The organism is Sulfurospirillum sp. 1612 (genome assembly GCF_036556685.1).
GTDB lineage: Bacteria > Campylobacterota > Campylobacteria > Campylobacterales > Sulfurospirillaceae > JAADIZ01.
On sequence record NZ_CP140614.1, the window covers coordinates 1,368,330 to 1,387,020 of the forward strand.

Sequence of the window (18,691 nt, forward strand, 5' to 3'; positions counted from 1 at the left end):
ATATCCATTGTGTTAATTTACAGATATAAAGCAACAAATGTTCCAACTTCGATTTTTTCTGATATTAATTTACTTTTAAATAATTTTGGGTATAATCCTATCTTTAAACTCCAATATCTCAAAGGAGCTTCAGCTCATGTCTACAAAAGAAATATACGATCGTATAGAAGAAATATTTAAAGAGAACGAGAAGGGTTATGTTGTTTATGAACAAGTCATGAATGTCTTTCCAAAGCAGCCAACTGCCTCAAGTGCTAAGAAGATTTTAGCCTTAGTTAAAAAATATCAAGTAGCACTCATTACCTCTGCCGAAATTGCAAAACTCCGAAATAGAGAAGAAGCCAAACGACGAGAAGAAGAGCGACAAAAACTACAAGATGAAGCACTTGAAGATGAATTTGATCTTGCCAGCGAAAAAGAACTCTTAGAGTGGTCTCGAAGTGATAGCCCGGTACGTATGTATTTACGTGAAATGGGACAAATCTCTCTGTTAACTAAAGAAGAAGAGATTGATATTAGCAAGAAAATCGAATTTGGTGAGGATATCATCATCGATGCATTTTGTTCAGTACCCTATCTCATCGATTTCATCCTTGATTATAGAGAAGCATTAATCAATCGCGAAAGAAGAGTAAAAGAACTCTTTAAAAGTTTTGAAGATGATAGTGATGATGACGATGATGGTGATGATAATGGCGACGATGATCACAACAACAAAAAGCCAACAAAAAAAGACGACAGTCGAACCGGTAAAGTGTTAGAAAGCTTCAAAGCTTTGGAAAAAGCCAAAAAAGATTGGATGAAAACACTGCTAAAACCACTCGAAGATGATGCCGATGAAGAAGCACAAATGGCTTATGATCTCACCCTCGCGTACAAGAAAAAAGTCTTAAAAGAAAAATTAATGGAATTGGGACCAACGAGTAAGTTGATTAACGAGTTGGTACGTTCGATGGAAACGGCACTAAAAAGTGATACCGAATTTGAAAAAGAGTTAAAAAGACTCGAATACATGCTACCACTTTTCAATGAATCTCTGAGAAAAAATCATGAAAAAATTCTCAGTAAAATCGTCAAAATGAGTAAAGAAGAAGTGACCGCAGAAGTGCCTGAAGCGACGATGGTCTCTACCTATATGAAAATCAAAAAATTGTTTCAAACCAAAGAAGCGAGTAAACAAGGATTTGATTTAGAAGAAGACAGACTCAAAGAGATTTTAGAACAAATCAAAAGAGGTAAAAAAATTGCCGATGGAGCAAAAACAAGAATGGCAAAATCAAACCTCAGATTGGTTGTCTCTATTGCCAAACGCTACACAAACCGTGGTTTGCCATTTCTTGATTTAATTCAAGAAGGTAACATTGGCTTGATGAAAGCGGTTGATAAATTTGAGTACAAAAAAGGCTACAAATTTTCGACCTATGCCACATGGTGGATTCGTCAAGCGATTAGCCGTGCCATTGCAGATCAAGCTAGAACCATTAGAATTCCAATTCATATGATTGAGACTATTAATCGTATCAATAAAATCATACGAAAACACTTACAAGAAAATGGTAAAGAACCGGATGTTGATAAAATCGCAGCAGAAGTCGGTCTCAGCGTTGACAAGGTCAAAAATGTGATTAAAATCACCAAAGAGCCTATCTCACTCGAAGCACCTATTGGCAATGAAGAAGATGGTAAGTTTGGAGATTTTGTTGAAGATAAAAGCAGTATCTCTCCGATGGAAAACATTTTAAAACACGATTTAAAAGATCAAATCGACGATGTGTTAGAACAACTCAATGATAGAGAAAAAGCTGTCATTAGGATGCGATTTGGACTTATGTTTGACGAAAGTGATCGTACGCTTGAAGAAATCGGTAAAGAGTTAAGCGTCACGAGAGAACGTGTCAGACAGATAGAGAGTTCCGCCATCAAAAAACTCAAACATCCAAAAGTCGGTAGAAAGCTAAAGAATTACATTGAAAGCTAATACGGAATTGGAAATGACTTTTAACGAAGCATGGATTGAGTATGATTACAATCCTTTTATAACTTTTGACACGGATGAAAAGGTTAAGTCCTTGAACCAAGAAGCCCAATATCTCTTAGGTGAAGTCTCACCTAAGAAGATTTTTGAACTTGCAAAAACCTACGCCAGCATGTCTTATGGATTTAAAACCACCATCTTAGACCTCAATTTTGGTCCTTATACGTTTTATGCTATCACCGTAGGATATTTGGATGAGAGTGAAATCGGCATCAAACTTTACAAAAAAGCAGCCAAGAAACTCTCATCAATCGACGAATATGGCGAAATTGTCAATCTCTATTCACTACTTGACCTTTGCATTAGTGCATCAAGTGCCAGTCGCAGTCACATCAAGCATACCAAAGTTTTTGATCCTACATTTCCGGAAATTCGTCTGAAGATTGAGGATTTTACGAGATTATTAAACAAAATCTATTCTTCTTACTTAGAATCTGATACCATTACGTCAAAATTGATGCTCAACACCGGGGAATACATCAAATTTGACAATAAAAAATATCCAATTTTTTCAATATATATCACCGGAGAACGACGCGATAAAAAACTTGCATCAAATATAGAAGAGATTTCACAACAAGCAAACTCATTCGTACAATTTAAAGATAATACGACAATTTTAAGCTCTGCTTTAGTGTCGGGAGAAACCGGACAGTAAACTTACCACAGGCACCACACTCAATCCTATAAAAAAAGGAACGGCTGCAAAAATATCATGACGTATCAAAAACAGTATCATGATAAAGAGTACCCCATAAGCCAATGCCCTATAAAGGCTCAAAGCGCCGCTGATTCCACTCACTAAGCCAGAGATCATAGTTCTTAGTTTCGTCGGTTTTTTAGCGTCTTGAGCCTCTTGAATTGGCATCTTCTGTTCATCTTCTTCAAAAAGATTATAAGGGTCTTCAAGTTTATCATACGCATCGTTATCTTCGCCGTAATCTTTGGCGTCAATTTTCTTCTCAATCATGATTTTATAAGAAAAGAATGATGCAAAGGTAATCAGCATCGAACCGATAAATGCCAATTGGGTGTTAATCAGCCACCAGCCACCTGCAAAGAGAGATACGGCAATCAAAATAACATCGACAATGACATAAAGAAAAGAAAGCTTACGAATCGTCATCATCTTCGTCATCATCGCTTTTTGTTTGTTTGTATCGTACGTCATCTTTGAGTTCATCCAAAGATTTCATCTGTTTTTTATACGCTTTATAAACATTAAGGATAGCTGCGCTAATTCCCCAAAATACACCCAACCATAAAAGCCATGTTTGATGGAAATAGTTTTTCATCAAAAGCCCTAATCCTACGCCGATTAAGACGGCAACCACCATAGAGATGCCAAGCGATAATTGCTCTGCACCTTCTATGATAGGAGCAAACTTTGGTTTTTTCTTCTCACTCATTTAATCTCTTTAAAGACTGCTTTAGCCGCATCAAGTGTTTGCTCAACAATAGAGTCATTGATTTTGGTACAAATAAATCCCGTTTCAAATTGAGAACATGCAAAATAAAAACCACGCTCTAACATTCCTTGATGAAATTTTGCAAACATTTGGGTATCAGATTGTAATGCATCTGCGAAATTTTTCACTTCATGAGCATTAAAGAAAAACCCAAACATACTGCCGCGAACATTCACTTGCAAGTCAATACCCTCACCCTTTGCTGCTTCTTTTAATCCATCGGTTAATTTCTTTGCTAATCGACCAAATTCTGCGTAAATTTCAGGATGTTCTAAAATTTTACTTACGGATGCAAGTCCCGCATTCATAGCCACAGGATTTCCACTAAGCGTTCCGGCTTGATAAATCGGACCATCTGGACTGAGTTCATTCATGATTTCTTCTCTTGAGCCAAAAGCACCCACAGGCATTCCCCCACCGATTACTTTACCATACGTCATGATATCAGGTTTCACCCCAACTAAACCGGTCGCACCTTTGAGTGATGCCCTAAATCCACTCATCACTTCATCAAAAATTAATAAAGCGCCATATTCATCACACAGAGCCCGTAATCCTTCCAAGAAATCAACATCTGCGGGGACCAATCCCATATTACCAGCCACAGGCTCAATAATCACACAAGCCACGCCTTTAGAATTTTCAAAACATTGTTTGACACTTTCAATATCATTATATTTAGCCAAGAGTGTGTGTTTTGTAATATCAGCAGGAACACCAGGAGAACTCGGAGTCCCAAATGTCACGGCGCCACTGCCAGCTTGGACTAAGAGAGAATCACTATGTCCGTGATAACAGCCTTCAAATTTGATAATATCATCTCGGTGTGTATAGCCTCGAGCCAATCTGATTGCACTCATAACCGCTTCAGTACCGCTACTCACAAATCGTATTTTATCAATACCATCAAAAAGGTCACTGATTTTTTTTGCCAATACGGTTTCTACTTGTGTGGGAGCTCCAAAACTCAAACCTTTTTTAACCGAATCAATCACTGCTTTTTCGATTGTAGCATCACAATGTCCAAAGATGAGTGGCCCCCAACTTTGTACGTAATCCACATAACGGTTGCCGTCAATATCAAAGAGATAAGCCTCTTCACCTCGCTCAATAAAAGGAGGCACGCCCCCAACACTTTTAAACGCGCGTACCGGTGAATCTACACCTCCGGGGATTACTTCTTGTGCTTTTTTGAATGCTTCATGACTTTGTTTTGTGTTCATTATTTATTTCCTTCTTTATTGATTATATTAATGCTTTCTTTGACTTCATCCAACAATTGTAAAGAGGCTTCAATTTCAACTTTTCGAATCGCTACGCTCTCTACATTACAACCTATTGGAATCCCTTTTTCTTTACCATATCGATAAAGTGCCTCAAAATTCTCACGAGACAATCGTACCGATTCTTCGAGTATATCATCGGAATTTTTTAATTTTTCTTCTAAGACTACGGGAATATTGACACCCAACCACTTCATAAATTCTAGTGTCTTGGTTGAACCACAAGGTGTCAATGTAAAGATAATTGGCACTAAAGGTTTGTGATGGAGGGTCGCATACTCCAGATAATCATCTAAAAATTGCTTTGCTGCTGCGAGATTATAAACCGCTTGCGAGATAAAAAACTCACATCCCCTATCAATCTTAGAAAACACCCGCAAATGTTCATCGCCTTTGCTCATGTGACGCTCAGGAATCACGATTCCTCCTAAAATAAGATCTGGATTGATCTCTTTTTTGAGCGCATAAGCGTCTCGCATACTTAAATTTGTCTTGCTTTTTTGTGATGCCGCGCCGACAAAAACAGAGTAGAAATCTTGATTTTTTGTAGATTCCAACCAATGTGAAAATGCATCTTTTTTGTATTTGCCCACCGCTTTATAAACGATAACTGGCACCCTGATGTCTTGAAGAAAATGTTCCTTATAATAAGAAGAATCAAGCGTTTCTACAAAAGGAAATGGCCTAATTTGCGAAGTTCTATCTGATTCATCTTGTATATCATACAAGACTAAAGCATCAATATCTAGCGCATTAATACGCTGAATATGTGTCGCAGCAATGGTGTGAATCTCTTCTGTTGTATGTTTCATTTTGGGTGGTGTAATACCATAGAGAAGAATACCATGTTTGCGTGAGCGAATTTTATCTTTTAGCATAAAAATTCCTGAAGTCTAATTTGGATGATATTCTACAAGTATGTTGGTTAATAACTGATTAATGTGATAAGGATGCCAACCACGATATCATGGTTGGCATTTGTGATTAATCGACGAGTTCGTAATCTTCTATAAGATTAAAGTTCAAATATTTATATACTTGATCCGCTTTACCTTCGAGTTTTTTAGGTACGAGCTTCATATACTCTTCCACACTTGGCAACCGACCCAAAAGGGCACATAATGCGGCAAGTTCTGCACTTCCTAAATAGACTTTAGCATCCATTCCCATTCGGTTGTCAAAGTTTCTTGTACTGGTTGAGAAAACGACTGCACCATCTTTAACACGCGCTTGATTTCCCATACAAAGAGAACAGCCTGGTATTTCGATTCTGGCACCCGCTGCTCCAAAAATTGAGTAATACCCCTCAGCAGTCAATTCCGCTTTGTCCATTTTTGTTGGCGGTGCAACCCAAAGTTTCGTCGGTACTTGACCTTCACCTCTTAGCACTTCCCCCAATGCTCGATAATGCCCAATATTGGTCATACAACTTCCGACAAACACTTCATCGATATGATGTGGTCTGCTAGGATCTGCCAAAATTTCACTTAAAGTAGCAACATCATCAGGATCATTAGGACATGCCAAAATTGGTTCGGTGACTTTATCCATATTGATTTCGATAACAGCCGCGTACTCAGCATCTGAATCGGCTTTTATCAAACTAGGATTTGCAATCCACTCTTTCATTTTACCGATACGTCGTTGCAATGTATCCGCATCACCATATCCTGCTTTGATCATTGAATCAAGTAAGGTAATATTGGATTTTAGATATTCAATCACCGGTTCTTCATTGAGTGCAACACAACAAGCAGCGGCACTTCTCTCAGCACTTGCATCACTGAGTTCAAAGGCTTGTTCGGCTTTAAGATCAGGTAAGCCTTCGATTTCTAATACTTTACCGGCAAAGATATTTTTCTTGCCTTTTTTAGGTACGGTGAGTAATCCTTGCTTGATAGCAAAATAAGGGATTGCATTGACAAGGTCACGCAAGGTAATGCCCGGTTGGAGCGTACCACTAAAACGCACTAGTACAGATTCTGGCATATTCAGAGGCATACTTCCAGTCACCGCCGCAAACGCGACCAAACCACTTCCGGCAGGAAATGAAATCCCGATAGGAAATCTCGTATGGGAATCGCCACCGGTTCCGACTGTATCAGGAAGTACCATACGATTGAGCCATGAATGAATAACACCATCTCCGGCTTTAAGGCTCACACCGCCACGTGTTCGCATGAAATCTGGTAGCGTATGTTGCATCTTGACATCTGATGGTTTAGGATACGCAGCAGTATGACAAAATGTCTGCAATACTAAATCTGCATTGAAGCCCAAAGCTGCGAGTTCTTTAATCTCATCTCGCGTCATTGGTCCGGTAGTATCTTGACTTCCCACAGTAGAAGTCATTGGCTCGACATACATACCCGGTCTTACACCTTTCATTCCACACGCTAAACCTACTATTTTTTGCGCTTGGGTATAGCCTTTGCCATTGTCTTTTGGTTGTTCTGGTTTTGCAAAAATCTCTTCAGGAGGCAATCCCAATGAGGCTCTCGCTTTAGATGTCAATCCCCGTCCAATAATCAAAGGAATACGACCACCAGCGCGATATTCATCTGCTAAAGTATTTGGAGTGAGCTTAAAAGTAGAGACCACTTTACCATCTTTTTTAATCACCCCTTCCAATGGATAAACATCAATCAAATCTCCAGTTTCTAGCGCTTCAACATCTGCTTCTATTGGTAAAGCGCCACTATCTTCTGCTGTGTTAAAAAAGATAGGTGCAATGGTTTTACCAATCACTAACCCGCCGGTTCTTTTGTTTGGAACATGAGGAATATCGCGTCCCATCCACCATTGCACTGAATTAATACCCGATTTTCTACTACTTCCCGTTCCCACAACATCACCGACATAAGCAACTTCATAACCTTTTGCTTGAAATTCTTTAATTTTTTCTAAAGATCCTGGCAATCTTTTGAGTAGCATGCATTGTGCATGAAGAGGAATATCACTTCTAGTAAATGCTTCACTAGCAGGAGAGAGATCATCGGTGTTGGTTTCACCTGGCACTTTTAAGACTGCAACCGTTATCTTTTCAGCGATAGCAGGTTTTTCATTGAACCATTCTGCATTTGCCCAAGATTCTAATACTTCTTTTGCAAATTTATTGGTTTTAGATAATTTTTCGACATCATTAAAAGAACTGTAGACAAGAATCGTATGCTTGAGTGCATCACATGCAGCTTGTGCAATTTGGACATCACTATCTTCAAGCGCATCAACCAAAGGCTGTACGTTATAGCCTCCCATCATCGTGCCTAGGATTTCGACCGCTTTCTTAGGAGAAATAACATTACATGTTGTTTCTTTCTTGATAATCGCATTTAAGAATGCCGCTTTGACATAGGCCGCTTCATCGACACCAGGGCTTACTCGCTCTTGCAATAATTCTAAAAGGATTTCTTGATCGCCGGTTCCTTTTTTGAGCATTTCCACAATCATCGCTGTTTGCGTAGCATCCAAAGGAAGTGGAGGAACGCCTAGGTTCGATCTCTCAAGAACATGTTGATTGTATACATCCAAATTGTCCATATCTTATTTCTCCTTGTATTCTTAATATAAGTATACGGATTGTAGCACAAAGTTATTTAAAAATTATAAAAGATTATAAAATTTCTCTCTGTCCTTTGGAGTTAACTGATGATAATATCCCAGTCGCTTCTAATTGCTCGACAATTCTCGCCGCACGATTATAGCCGATTTGCAATCTTCTTTGAATATAACTGATAGAACATTTTTTTTCATTGATGACAATATTTTTCGCATCTTCAAAAAGTTCATCAATATCTTCATTGGCAATACTACTACCACTAAAATTGCTCTCTTCTTCTTTGAGAAAATTATCATCATATTCGACTTTACGCTGTTTTTTCAGATATTCTACAACTCTTTCAATCTCTTCTTCACTGGCATAAGGGGCGTGGAGTCGTATGAGTCCTGAAGTCGATGGTGGCGTAAAAAGCATATCCCCACGCCCGAGTAAAGAGTCCGCACCACTCGCATCTAAAATCACTTTACTATCAATCTTTTGTCCCACTTTGAAACTAATACGTGAGGGAAGATTGGCTTTGATTAATCCGGTAACAACATCCACCGAAGGGCGTTGTGTCGCAACCAGTAGATGAATGCCACTAGCACGTGCCATTTGTGCCAGTCGTGAAATATAAAATTCAACCTCTTTACCACTGGTCATCATCAAATCTGCCAATTCATCAATAATTACCACAATATAAGGCAGTGGTGCCCCACCATGCTTTTTGACTTTTTCATTATAATTTTCGATGTTTTTAGTGCGCGATTGGGTGAGAATTTTATAACGTCTCTCCATCTCATTGACCATATTAGAGAGTGCGACTATGGCATGTTTTGGTTTGGTGATGACGGGAGTGAGAAGATGGGGAATGTCATTGTATATCGAAAATTCCAACATCTTAGGATCAATCATGAGGAGTTTCAGGGTATCAGGAGAATTTCTATATAACAAAGAGAGTAGCATGGCATTAATCCCCACACTTTTTCCGCTCCCTGTCGTACCGGCGATTAATAGATGCGGGAGTTTTTTGAGATCGGTCACAAAAGGATTGCCCACAATATCCTTACCCAATGCAATCGTCAAAGGGGAAGATGATTTTTTGAAGATATCACTTTCTAAAATTTCTTTGAGATAAATGGTCTCGATGCTCTTATTGGGCACTTCGATACCGACAACATCTTTACCAGGGATAGGCGCTTGGATACGGATGGTTTTGGCTTTTAATGCCATCGCCAAATCATCTTGTAGTGTTAAAATTTTTGACACTTTGATGTGCGGAGCGGGTTTGAATTCAAATGTAGTCACCACAGGACCTGAGTAGGTCCTCACCACATCGCCATCAATCTTAAATCGTTTGAGTTTATCGAGCAAATTTGAGATTTTTTGGTCAATTTCACTTTCATTAATATGGTGATTTCTCTTTGGAGGATTGGCTAAAAACCGCAACGAAGGCAATTCATAATTTTTAGGCTTATCTACCCTGCCCTTTTCAATTTCATCTAATAATTTTTTGTTCTCTTCTACTTCATTTAATATTTCGGATTTTTTCACGATTGACGGTGACGCAGTGGTAGATGTATCGGGTGTCGTTTCACTCTCCGTTTGTGCTAAGTCATCATGAGAGGTTTGTCTCTCTTCGCTCACTTCTTCTTTTGTTTGCTTCTTTTCATTGGCTTCTTGGCTCTCGTGGACTTCTTTGTTCTCATGGACTTCTTGCACTTCAAAATATTGAGAATCATCATCTTGTTCTGCTTCACTATCACTATCATGATCTTTTTTTAGTGATAACAGTATCTCATCAAATCTCAAATCAAATAACATCACCACGCTCAAAGCAGTAATCGCAATGATACAAATCCAAACACCAGCAATACCAATATATGCGATAATAGACTGCGTGATAGAGTACCCAATATAACCATTGCCATCAATCACAACAGATTGAATCATTAAGAGTGCCAAAAATAGAAGGATTGAAGCTAAATAAATCTCTATTCTACGCGTATCAAAGACAGAATTTTTATAGATAAAATATGCTAAAACGATAAATAAAAACGGATAAACATAAGACAAATAACCAAATAATTTATAATTCTCACCCCCCAATGCAGCACCATATAAGCCGACGATTGATGTATCACCAAGTACCGTGGAGAGCCCTAAAAAAACCAAAAATGCAGTCGTTACTATGAAGATAGTTTCTTTTAAAATATTGTATCCTTTACATATTAATCAGAAAGGTATTATAGCAAATATTGCTGGATTTACATATAATTCAATAAGGACATAGAATTTATTTTGGCCACAGTAGAGAGCATGGCTTGGTAATTATTACTAATTTGAGTAAAGTTCATGTAAGCCTCCGCAATATCAACATCAGCTATTGAACTTTTTACTTTTGTGACATTGAGACTGAGGAAACTCGCCCGCTCATTAGCACTTTGTAAGGCATTGGAATAGGTCCCGATTTTAGTATGCATTTTGTCCACATGGTCACTGATATGATCAAGTTGTAACATTGCATTTTGAATACCGGTATTGCGAGGGTCTGATGCCGTGGAATCCATAGTGAAATTACCCTCTCTCACAGCGGCAATCATCGCATCAAGTTGTTGAAACATACTGACATTCGGTTCATCGACAGTAATTGCATCATTGGCCATGAACGTCATAGCTGGAGCGGTTGTACCATCAAAGTTATTGGCATCACTATCATACATCGTAAAATCAATTTTGGATGCTGAGTTATTATTGTCTTTGATTTGCATCTTGCCTTGATTATCAAGTGTCACACTGACACTTTGTTGTGCACTTGCGACTGCGGTGTTATAATCTGTCGCGGTATTGCTTGTCGGCAATGTATTTGATGTCACCATACTCACGACATCGTTGAGTTGTTGGTAGGTCACTTCATCTGCAGGCGTTGCATTACCATTGGCATCAAAGAGTGTGTAATTGGTCGTGCCGCCATCGAGTGAAAAAGTTGAACCTGTTGAGCTGAGATCAACTTGTACATTAAAAGATGTACCATTGATATTAGTACCTGTTAATAGAAACTGTTTTCCATCAAGTGAAGCAGAGCCTGCTACGTCTGAGAGTTTTGTCGAAGCCGTGGCATAATCGCCAGTAGATTTGACAAATTGCGAGACATTAGCACTCAATTGATCCCCATCTTTTTCAAATCCTCGAATGGAGTAGTTAGAAGCATCACTCAACGCGGTATCAGAACTAGAAAAATTGCTCTTTAAAAAAGAGATGATTTCTACATTTGGCTGAGATGAGAGATTATCAATATCATTTTGATCGGCTCCCCCTGTATTTCCCGCCCCTGCACTCCTATCGATAGCACCAAAGAGGTTCATTTGAAGCAAGGTATTGCCTTTTTGTAAATCTTTGACTTCGATTTGACCATAATCATTCATACTAACATTGACAATCTCATTATCGGTTGTGTTGCCATAAGCCGTGCCAATTTTATCTAAGAGATCTGAGACTTTTGATGTCGTACTGACTTCAAATTTCGTATTAAAAGTCTCGCCATCTGGCTTTCTTCCTGAGAGATAAAATACAGGTGTTCCATTAGTAGTGGCATCGCCACCCACCATATCTTGGATACTATCGCTTGATTGTAGCGCCACTTGCTCTGCACTATTAGCTTCAGTCGTTTGATTGTACATCTTCACATTGGTAGAGACTATTTTGGAATAATCACTATCTTTGCCTAAAAAAAGAGATTGTCCATCTATGTTATAAGGCAACTTTACTTCTGAGCCTATCACGGCATTTAAATCATTGCCATTACCATTGTATGTGCCATCAGTGCTAATTGGCTTTACATTAAGTGCTGAGCCTGAAAATAAAAACTGCCCATTAATCGAGGTATTCGCGATACTGACCATACTATCACGTAGCGATTGTAAATCATTGGCAATTGCATTCAAGCTAGTTGTTGAATTCACGCTACTGGCTGCTTTGATAAGTTTGGTTTTAAACTGTGTCAGCGCATCTGTCATCTGATTCATCGACGCATCTGTATTATTGGCAAAAGTTTGCGCTTTTGAACTGCTATCTTGAACTTGTTGCAAAGTAGAGAGTTCACTATCTAATCGCATCGTTTCTGAGTAAATGCCACTATCTTGATAACTGTCTTGAATCTTTGTCCCTGAAGAGATTTGATTGTTGACATCATATAAGTTTTTCATGCTATTTTGATAGTTTGCCACCGTATTTAAATAAAAAAGTGAATTTGTAATCCTCATCAATATCTCCTCATAATCTACAATGCCCATATATAAGCAAAAAAGGTTCCTTGTGACTCAAATATCGGTTTTTTTATGATTTTGTTTAATTTTTAATAAAAATTGTTGTTTTTTTTAAAAAAAAATTGTACAATGCCTAAATTACATTATTTCTAAAGGATTGTAGAATGAAAAAAGCAGAATTTGTACAAGCTGTTTCAGAAAAAGCGGAGCTTTCAAAAAAAGACACTCAAAAAGTTCTTGATGCGGCCATAGAAGCGATAGAAGAAGCATTGGTTGCAGGTAAGAATGTGAGTTTTATTGGTTTTGGTACTTTTAGTACTGCAAAAAGAGCAGCAAGAAAAGCAAGAGTTCCTGGAACTGACAAAGTTGTCGATGTCGCAGCAACTACTGCAGTAAAATTCAAAGTGGGTAAAAAACTTAAAGATTCAGTAGCAAAATCTTAATAATTCAAATATAAAAGCTTAAAGAGGTGATATAAAGACTCTTTAAGCTTTTTTTTTGTAATATTCCATTCTCTTTTAGGTGCCTGAGTGGTGAAACTGGTAGACGCGCTAGACTCAAAATCTTGTGAGCTTTGCTCGTGCCGGTTCGAGTCCGGCCTCAGGTACCATCTTATTTTAGACTCAAAAACTATTTTAAAATCGCATTTTCTTGTTTACTCTGTATTTCGTCTTTTTTATCATGATTTATCTCGTTCATTTGCACAGGTGACACAAATCGTTGATTCTGGCATGACGCAAAGTCTCTCATAGGGTATCTCTTCCTCACAAATTGTACACAATCCATAATCCTCATGATCGATTTTATCCAAGGTAAATTGGATTTTTTTTAGGCGAATCCTCGCTTTTGCTAAAATGGACTCATTGATGCTTTTTTCTTGCATCGCATCCAATCTGGTTAAACGCCCCAAAGAACAATCCGGTGCGATGGGTTGGGTCTTTTCTTCCAACTCTTTTATCTCTTCTGTAATATCCTTATATAATTGCGTTACAATGGTTTTGAGCGTATCTTTTTGTACAGATGTCATAAAATATAGTAGCCTTTCTATTAATGTATCATGATAATTATAACCAATTGATTTTAAATAGAGTTTTTTTATACTGTTAAAAGAATTTTTCAATCAGCATGGATACAAAATTTTCACATATTCCCACTTCAAAATTAAACAAATCCGCTATAATATTACATAAATATGGGGAGAAAATTTTCTCCAAGAAATCTATGGGAGACTCATTGGAAACACAACTAAGAGAAAATATAGAGTTAACTTTTATCAGTCTTGATGATTATGAAGAGATCAAAGAGGCGATGATTGAATCTTATGGTATGCTCCCTGAGGCATATTGGAGAAAAGATCAAATCCAAACGCTCATATCCAAATTTCATGATGGACAAATCGTCATCAAAGTAGATGGTGAGTTGGCAGGATGTGCCTTTTCTATCATCGTCAATCATGATACATTTTCAAATCATCACACATACAAAGAGATTACGGGAAATTTTACGTTTAATACGCACAATAAAAACGGCAATATTCTCTATGGCATTGATGTATTTGTCCGTCCAAAATTTAGAGGATTGCGTCTGGGAAGACGTCTTTATGATTATCGAAAAGAACTCTGTGAAAATCTCAATCTCAAAAGTATTGCTTTTGGAGGACGGATTCCCAACTATCACAAATACGAATCAGAACTCTCACCAAAACAATATATAGAAAAAGTAAAAAGAAAAGAGATTCATGACCCCGTGCTCAACTTTCAAATCTCCAACGATTTCCACCCCTCAAAAATCTTGAAAAATTATCTTGAGGGTGATACCGAATCTGGAGAGTTTGCGGTCTTGCTGGAGTGGGACAATATCTACTACGAAAAGCCGAGTAAACTCACCCAAACCAAGAAAAAAATCGTCCGACTTGGCTTGATTCAATGGCAGATGCGCCCCTATAAAAATTTGGAAGAATTACTACAACAAGCTGAATACTTTATCGATACAGTTTCGGGGTATCGTTCAGATTTCGCTCTTTTTCCTGAGTTTTTTAATGCCCCTTTGATGGCGGAGAATAATCATCTCAAAGAGCCTGAAGCCATACGTAAACTTGCAGAACACACGCATGATATTGTCCAAAAATTCTCCGATTTTGCCATCTCTTACAATATCAATATTATCGCTGGCAGTATGCCTGAAATTCAAGAAGGTCACCTCTACAACGTCGGGTATTTGTGCCGTCGGGATGGTACAATCGACCGGTATGAGAAGATCCATGTCACTCCGGATGAAGAAAAAGTATGGGGCATGCAAGGCGGTAATCATATCAGTACTTTCGATACTGACTGTGGCAAGATTGGTATCCTGATCTGTTATGATTCAGAGTTTCCTGAACTCAGTCGTTTGCTTGCAGATGAGGGGATGGATATCCTCTTTGTCCCTTTTCTCACAGACACGCAAAATGGCTACTCAAGAGTGCGTTATTGTTCTCAAACTCGAGCCATAGAAAATGAGTGCTATGTCGCAATTGCCGGGAGCGTTGGCAATCTCCCCAATGTGCACAATATGGATATGCAATTTGCTCAATCTATGGTCTTTACTCCCTGTGATTTTGCTTTTCCGACCAATGGTATCAAAGCAGAAGCAACGCCAAATACGGAGATGGTTTTGATTGCTGATGTGGATATTGACCTTTTGAGAGAATTACATGAATTTGGCAGTGTGAAAAATCTCAAAGACAGAAGAACAGATATTTTTGAACTCAAAAAAATAAAATGATTAAATAAAAATGTCATTTCCCCTACAAAATACACTCTTAACACAAGCTTGAAACGGCCTAAAACAGGGTCGTTTCAACAGATTGGTATCTCTTTTTTGTGACAAAGCCCACATACTTGCATAACAAAATATAATCCAAGTCATAGTAAAAATATCACAAAATTAATACAAATCTAATCAACTCTTTGCCATAATGCAAGGTATTTTAAAACGAATGGGAGACATTATGTTAAAAAAAGTAACGTTGGTGGCACTAGGCCTTGTCCTATCTGCTACAATGTCCTTGCAAGCAAAAGAACAAAAAGTATTAAACGTCGGTATGGAGTTAGCATATCCTCCTTTTGAAATGAGTACCAAAGATGGTAAGCCAAGTGGCGTGAGCGTTGATCTTGCCAAAGCAATCGGAAAATCACTCGGCAGAAAAGTTGTCATCAAAAATATCGCATGGGATGGTTTGATTCCTTCACTCAAAACCAAAAAAATCGATATGATTATCTCATCCATGTCAATTACCAAACAGCGAGAGAAAGTCATCAGCTTTTCTATCCCTTATGCTCAAGCAGACCTTGCAATCTTGACCAATCCAACTTCGGGTGTCAAAAGTGTCGAAGATCTCAATCAAGCCGGTAAAGTTGTCGCTGTCAAAAAAGGTACGACGGGCAATATGTATGCAATCAAGTACTTGAAAAAAGCAAAAATCTTGCTCTTTGACAAAGAAAATACTGCGGTACTAGAAGTCATCCAAAAAAGAGCAGATGCCTTTATTTATGATCAACTCACCATCTATAGAGAGTGGGAAAAACACAAGAAAACAACCGTAGCCCTACTCAAACCCATCTCGAAAAATCATGGTTATTGGGGTGTGGCGATGCGTAAAAACGATAAAGAGCTCAAAGCTAAAGTTGATGCCTTTATCACACAAGCCAAAAAAGATGGTACTTTTGACAAACTCGCCAACAAATACCTAAAAAATGCAAAAGAAAAATTTACAGAACTTAATATACCGTTTTTCTTTTAGGAGTCATCATTAAACTTATAGATTTTTTTATACAAAAAAATGATTTTCAAGAAGAGGAAAACCTAAAAGTCAAGGTTTACCTCTTCAATTTTTTCTTTTTAGCCATCATCATGATACTCTTTTTTTATCTCATGTTTAGCTATACACAATATGATTTTAATTGGTCTAATATCTACGAATACAAGCAAAAATTTATCAGTGGTTTCTTGACTACGATTTATATATCGTTTTTTGCGCTTATCTTGAGTTTCTTTATCGGACTCTTTTTTGCATACGGTCAAAATTCGAAAATTATCCTCTTGCGATTTTTCTCCAGATTCTATGTCGAAGTCATCAGAGGTACGCCTCTATTGGTTCAAATTTTGATATTTTTTTATGTGTTTGCTGCCAATATAGGATTGGATAATCGCTATATCGCGGGCACCTTGATCTTGGCAATTTTTTCAGGAGCCTACATCAGTGAAATCATCAGAGCGGGAATCTTTAGTATCCAAAAAGAGCAATACGAGACCTCATTATCACTTGGTTTTACAATATTTCAGACCTATAGATACATCATCTTTCCGCAAGCGTATAAGCGTATCATTCCACCGCTGACTGGGCAATTTGCATCGATTATCAAGGACTCTTCGCTACTCTCAATCATATCTGTGAACGAGTTCACCATGAATGCGCAAGAAGTCAATGCCTATACCTTCTCAACCTTAGAGAGTTATATCCCACTTGCCATTGGATACTTGCTATTGACCTATCCTATCTCATTGTATGCGCGACACTTAGAAAAAAAGATGAAGGATTAGTGGAAGCTTTTAACTAAGCTTCCTATCAGTAGATTCCAACCATCCACCAACACGAAGATTAAAAGCTTAAATGGCAAAGAAATCATGACAGGTGGGAGCATCATCATCCCCATACTCATCAAAATCGAACTCACTACCATATCGATAACCAAAAATGGCAAGTAGAGTAAAAATCCAATCTCAAATGCGGTTTTGAGTTCACTAATCATAAATGCCGGTACGGCGATAGTAAGAGGAATATCTTCAATATTTTTTGGATTCTCTAATTTGCGGATTCTAAAGAAAAGTGCCAAATCTTTTTCTCTTGTATTACGCACCATAAAAGCTTTAAAAGGCTTCGCAGCACGCTCAAATGCAACCTGATAGCCTATCTGTTTGGCAAGGTAGGGTTTGATGGCTTCATTATAAGATTTTGTAGCGACTGGTTGCATGATGAAAAATGTCAACACTAAAGCCAACGAAACCAAGATATTGCTGGGTGGCATTTGTTGGGTACCCAGTGCTTGTCGCAGGAAAGAAAAAACGATGATAAGTCGCAAAAAACTTGTCATGACAAATAAAATCGAAGGAGCCAAGACCAAAATCGTCAATAACACCAGCAGATTTAGACTGCTGACGAGTTGTTCTGGCGTATTAGGAGCACTGAGTGAGAGATTCACAGTCGGTATCGTATCGGCACCAAAGAGAACACTAGCAGAGAATAATAAAATGATAAAGATATATTTTTTCACTATTTACTTTGCTGATTCATATCTAAGATACTTTTTTGGGCGATACTTTTATCTGTATTGCCAACTGTAAAAAAGCTCAATTCAACGCGTCGATTTTTGGTTCTACCCTCTTCTGTCGTATTTGAGGCTATAGGGTCATATTGTGCTTTTCCTGATGCCATCAATCGCTTTGGTGATACATTATCTTTGATTAACTCTTTGACCACACTCACGCCTCGTGCGCTTGATAAATCCCAATTATCTCGGAAGGCACTTTGCACATCAGGAGCGGTATTGTCAGTGTATCCAATCACATTAATATGTAAATCTTTAGGTAATTTTTCGATAATCAGTGAGATACGTTTCAAAAAGAGGATAGCATCTTCATTTTCAATTACAGCCGATCCTGGTTTAAACAACAAAGCACCCGGAAGTCTGATGACAAATCCTTTTTGAGACTCTTCAAGTACCACTTGTGGAGAACCGGTTGCTTTTAACATTTGATTGACTTCTAAAATCGTTTTTTCTATATTTGACTTAGCACTGCTTGGAGTCTGTTTTTCATTGCGAATAAGCGAGGTTTGTTGTTGTCGTTCGCGACTGATTTCAGTCTTGGTGCCACCTTCAAGAACACTCAAAGCTCCAGCCAAAGAGCCAATTGCCTCTTGAACTTTTTTGGCATCCATCGTAGACATCGAGAGGAGTAACACAAAAAAACATAATAGTAAGGACATCAAATCGCCAAATGCAGCAAGCCAAGCAGGCAAACATTTTGGACAATCACATGGTTTGGCTTTTTTCCTCATAAAT

At 38.1% G+C, this 18,691-nt stretch carries 16 protein-coding genes and 1 tRNA gene; 7 read left to right on the forward strand and 10 right to left on the reverse strand.

Annotated features, from left to right (window positions below):
• Positions 1-136 precede the first annotated feature (136 nt).
• Positions 137-1,978 carry an RNA polymerase sigma factor RpoD gene (gene rpoD, locus SFB89_RS06830; protein WP_331773939.1) on the forward strand — a complete coding sequence of 614 codons (1,842 nt, stop codon included), beginning with the start codon at positions 137-139 and terminating at the stop codon, positions 1,976-1,978.
• Complete coding sequence (locus SFB89_RS06835) at positions 1,968-2,693, forward strand: hypothetical protein (protein ID WP_331773940.1); 726 nt, start codon at positions 1,968-1,970, stop codon at positions 2,691-2,693. Before rpoD ends, SFB89_RS06835 begins: the two co-directional genes overlap by 11 nt.
• On the opposite strand, the gene SFB89_RS06840 is transcribed toward SFB89_RS06835, so the two are convergent.
• From SFB89_RS06840 to SFB89_RS06870, 7 genes are all read right to left on the reverse strand, one after another.
• Positions 2,667-3,206, reverse strand: coding sequence for a hypothetical protein (locus SFB89_RS06840; protein ID WP_331773941.1), 540 nt, complete (start codon positions 3,204-3,206; stop codon positions 2,667-2,669). The genes SFB89_RS06835 and SFB89_RS06840 overlap by 27 nt on opposite strands.
• On the reverse strand, positions 3,148-3,444 hold the full coding sequence (locus SFB89_RS06845; RefSeq protein WP_331773942.1) for an AtpZ/AtpI family protein: 297 nt from the start codon (positions 3,442-3,444) through the stop codon (positions 3,148-3,150). Before SFB89_RS06845 ends, SFB89_RS06840 begins: the two co-directional genes overlap by 59 nt.
• Positions 3,441-4,727, reverse strand: a complete 1,287-nt coding sequence (gene hemL / locus SFB89_RS06850; RefSeq protein ID WP_331773943.1) for a glutamate-1-semialdehyde 2,1-aminomutase — start codon at positions 4,725-4,727, stop codon at positions 3,441-3,443. The genes SFB89_RS06845 and hemL overlap by 4 nt, the downstream gene beginning before the upstream one ends.
• Positions 4,727-5,665: a methylenetetrahydrofolate reductase gene (locus SFB89_RS06855; protein WP_331773944.1), complete on the reverse strand. Its 939-nt coding sequence runs from the start codon at positions 5,663-5,665 to the stop codon at positions 4,727-4,729. The genes hemL and SFB89_RS06855 overlap by 1 nt, the downstream gene beginning before the upstream one ends.
• Positions 5,666-5,771: 106 nt before the next feature.
• Complete coding sequence (acnB, locus tag SFB89_RS06860; RefSeq protein ID WP_331773945.1) at positions 5,772-8,327, reverse strand: bifunctional aconitate hydratase 2/2-methylisocitrate dehydratase; 2,556 nt, start codon at positions 8,325-8,327, stop codon at positions 5,772-5,774.
• Positions 8,328-8,400: 73 nt separating this feature from the next.
• On the reverse strand, positions 8,401-10,500 hold the full coding sequence (locus SFB89_RS06865) for an FtsK/SpoIIIE family DNA translocase (RefSeq protein WP_331773946.1): 2,100 nt from the start codon (positions 10,498-10,500) through the stop codon (positions 8,401-8,403).
• 92 nt (positions 10,501-10,592) lie between these two features.
• A complete protein-coding gene (locus tag SFB89_RS06870) occupies positions 10,593-12,587 on the reverse strand; it encodes a flagellin N-terminal helical domain-containing protein (RefSeq protein ID WP_331773947.1) in 1,995 nt (664 codons plus the stop codon).
• A 167-nt stretch (positions 12,588-12,754) separates the two neighbouring features.
• Here SFB89_RS06870 and SFB89_RS06875 point away from each other — a divergent pair, with 167 nt between their 5' ends.
• A complete protein-coding gene (locus SFB89_RS06875; RefSeq protein ID WP_331773948.1) occupies positions 12,755-13,033 on the forward strand; it encodes an HU family DNA-binding protein in 279 nt (92 codons plus the stop codon).
• An 81-nt stretch (positions 13,034-13,114) separates the two neighbouring features.
• Positions 13,115-13,200 (forward strand) — tRNA-Leu (locus SFB89_RS06880).
• A gap of 69 nt (positions 13,201-13,269) precedes the next feature.
• On the opposite strand, the gene SFB89_RS06885 is transcribed toward SFB89_RS06880, so the two are convergent.
• Positions 13,270-13,617, reverse strand: a complete 348-nt coding sequence (locus SFB89_RS06885; RefSeq protein ID WP_331773949.1) for a TraR/DksA family transcriptional regulator — start codon at positions 13,615-13,617, stop codon at positions 13,270-13,272.
• 206 nt (positions 13,618-13,823) lie between these two features.
• On the opposite strand from SFB89_RS06885, the gene SFB89_RS06890 reads away from it, so the two are divergent.
• The 3 genes from SFB89_RS06890 to SFB89_RS06900 all read left to right on the forward strand — a co-directional run bounded on the left by SFB89_RS06890 (position 13,824) and on the right by SFB89_RS06900 (position 17,171).
• Positions 13,824-15,353 carry a carbon-nitrogen hydrolase family protein gene (locus SFB89_RS06890; RefSeq protein ID WP_331773950.1) on the forward strand — a complete coding sequence of 510 codons (1,530 nt, stop codon included), beginning with the start codon at positions 13,824-13,826 and terminating at the stop codon, positions 15,351-15,353.
• Positions 15,354-15,579: 226 nt separating this feature from the next.
• Positions 15,580-16,371: a transporter substrate-binding domain-containing protein gene (locus tag SFB89_RS06895; protein ID WP_331773951.1), complete on the forward strand. Its 792-nt coding sequence runs from the start codon at positions 15,580-15,582 to the stop codon at positions 16,369-16,371.
• 17 nt (positions 16,372-16,388) lie between these two features.
• Entirely contained in the window at positions 16,389-17,171 is a 783-nt protein-coding gene (locus SFB89_RS06900) for an amino acid ABC transporter permease (RefSeq protein ID WP_443082186.1), read from the forward strand.
• Here the strand turns inward: SFB89_RS06900 and fliP are convergent.
• Both fliP and SFB89_RS06910 read right to left on the reverse strand, forming a co-directional pair.
• On the reverse strand, positions 17,168-17,902 hold the full coding sequence (gene fliP, locus SFB89_RS06905; RefSeq protein WP_443082169.1) for a flagellar type III secretion system pore protein FliP: 735 nt from the start codon (positions 17,900-17,902) through the stop codon (positions 17,168-17,170). The genes SFB89_RS06900 and fliP overlap by 4 nt on opposite strands.
• Positions 17,902-18,687, reverse strand: a complete 786-nt coding sequence (locus tag SFB89_RS06910) for a flagellar motor protein MotB (RefSeq protein ID WP_331773953.1) — start codon at positions 18,685-18,687, stop codon at positions 17,902-17,904. The genes fliP and SFB89_RS06910 overlap by 1 nt, the downstream gene beginning before the upstream one ends.
• Positions 18,688-18,691: the final 4 nt, after the last annotated feature.

Bases quoted from the DNA above. Each gene is read 5' to 3' on its own strand.
- SFB89_RS06910 (WP_331773953.1), bottom strand. From the start codon at position 18,687: ATGAGGAAAAAAGCCAAACCATGTGATTGTCCAAAATGTTTGCCTGCT.
- hemL (WP_331773943.1), bottom strand. From the start codon at position 4,727: ATGAACACAAAACAAAGTCATGAAGCATTCAAAAAAGCACAAGAAGTA.
- SFB89_RS06870 (WP_331773947.1), bottom strand. From the start codon at position 12,587: ATGAGGATTACAAATTCACTTTTTTATTTAAATACGGTGGCAAACTAT.
- SFB89_RS06895 (WP_331773951.1), top strand. From the start codon at position 15,580: ATGTTAAAAAAAGTAACGTTGGTGGCACTAGGCCTTGTCCTATCTGCT.
- acnB (WP_331773945.1), bottom strand. From the start codon at position 8,327: ATGGACAATTTGGATGTATACAATCAACATGTTCTTGAGAGATCGAAC.
- SFB89_RS06845 (WP_331773942.1), bottom strand. From the start codon at position 3,444: ATGAGTGAGAAGAAAAAACCAAAGTTTGCTCCTATCATAGAAGGTGCA.
- SFB89_RS06875 (WP_331773948.1), top strand. From the start codon at position 12,755: ATGAAAAAAGCAGAATTTGTACAAGCTGTTTCAGAAAAAGCGGAGCTT.
- SFB89_RS06885 (WP_331773949.1), bottom strand. From the start codon at position 13,617: ATGACATCTGTACAAAAAGATACGCTCAAAACCATTGTAACGCAATTA.
- SFB89_RS06840 (WP_331773941.1), bottom strand. From the start codon at position 3,206: ATGACGTACGATACAAACAAACAAAAAGCGATGATGACGAAGATGATG.
- SFB89_RS06855 (WP_331773944.1), bottom strand. From the start codon at position 5,665: ATGCTAAAAGATAAAATTCGCTCACGCAAACATGGTATTCTTCTCTAT.
- rpoD (WP_331773939.1), top strand. From the start codon at position 137: ATGTCTACAAAAGAAATATACGATCGTATAGAAGAAATATTTAAAGAG.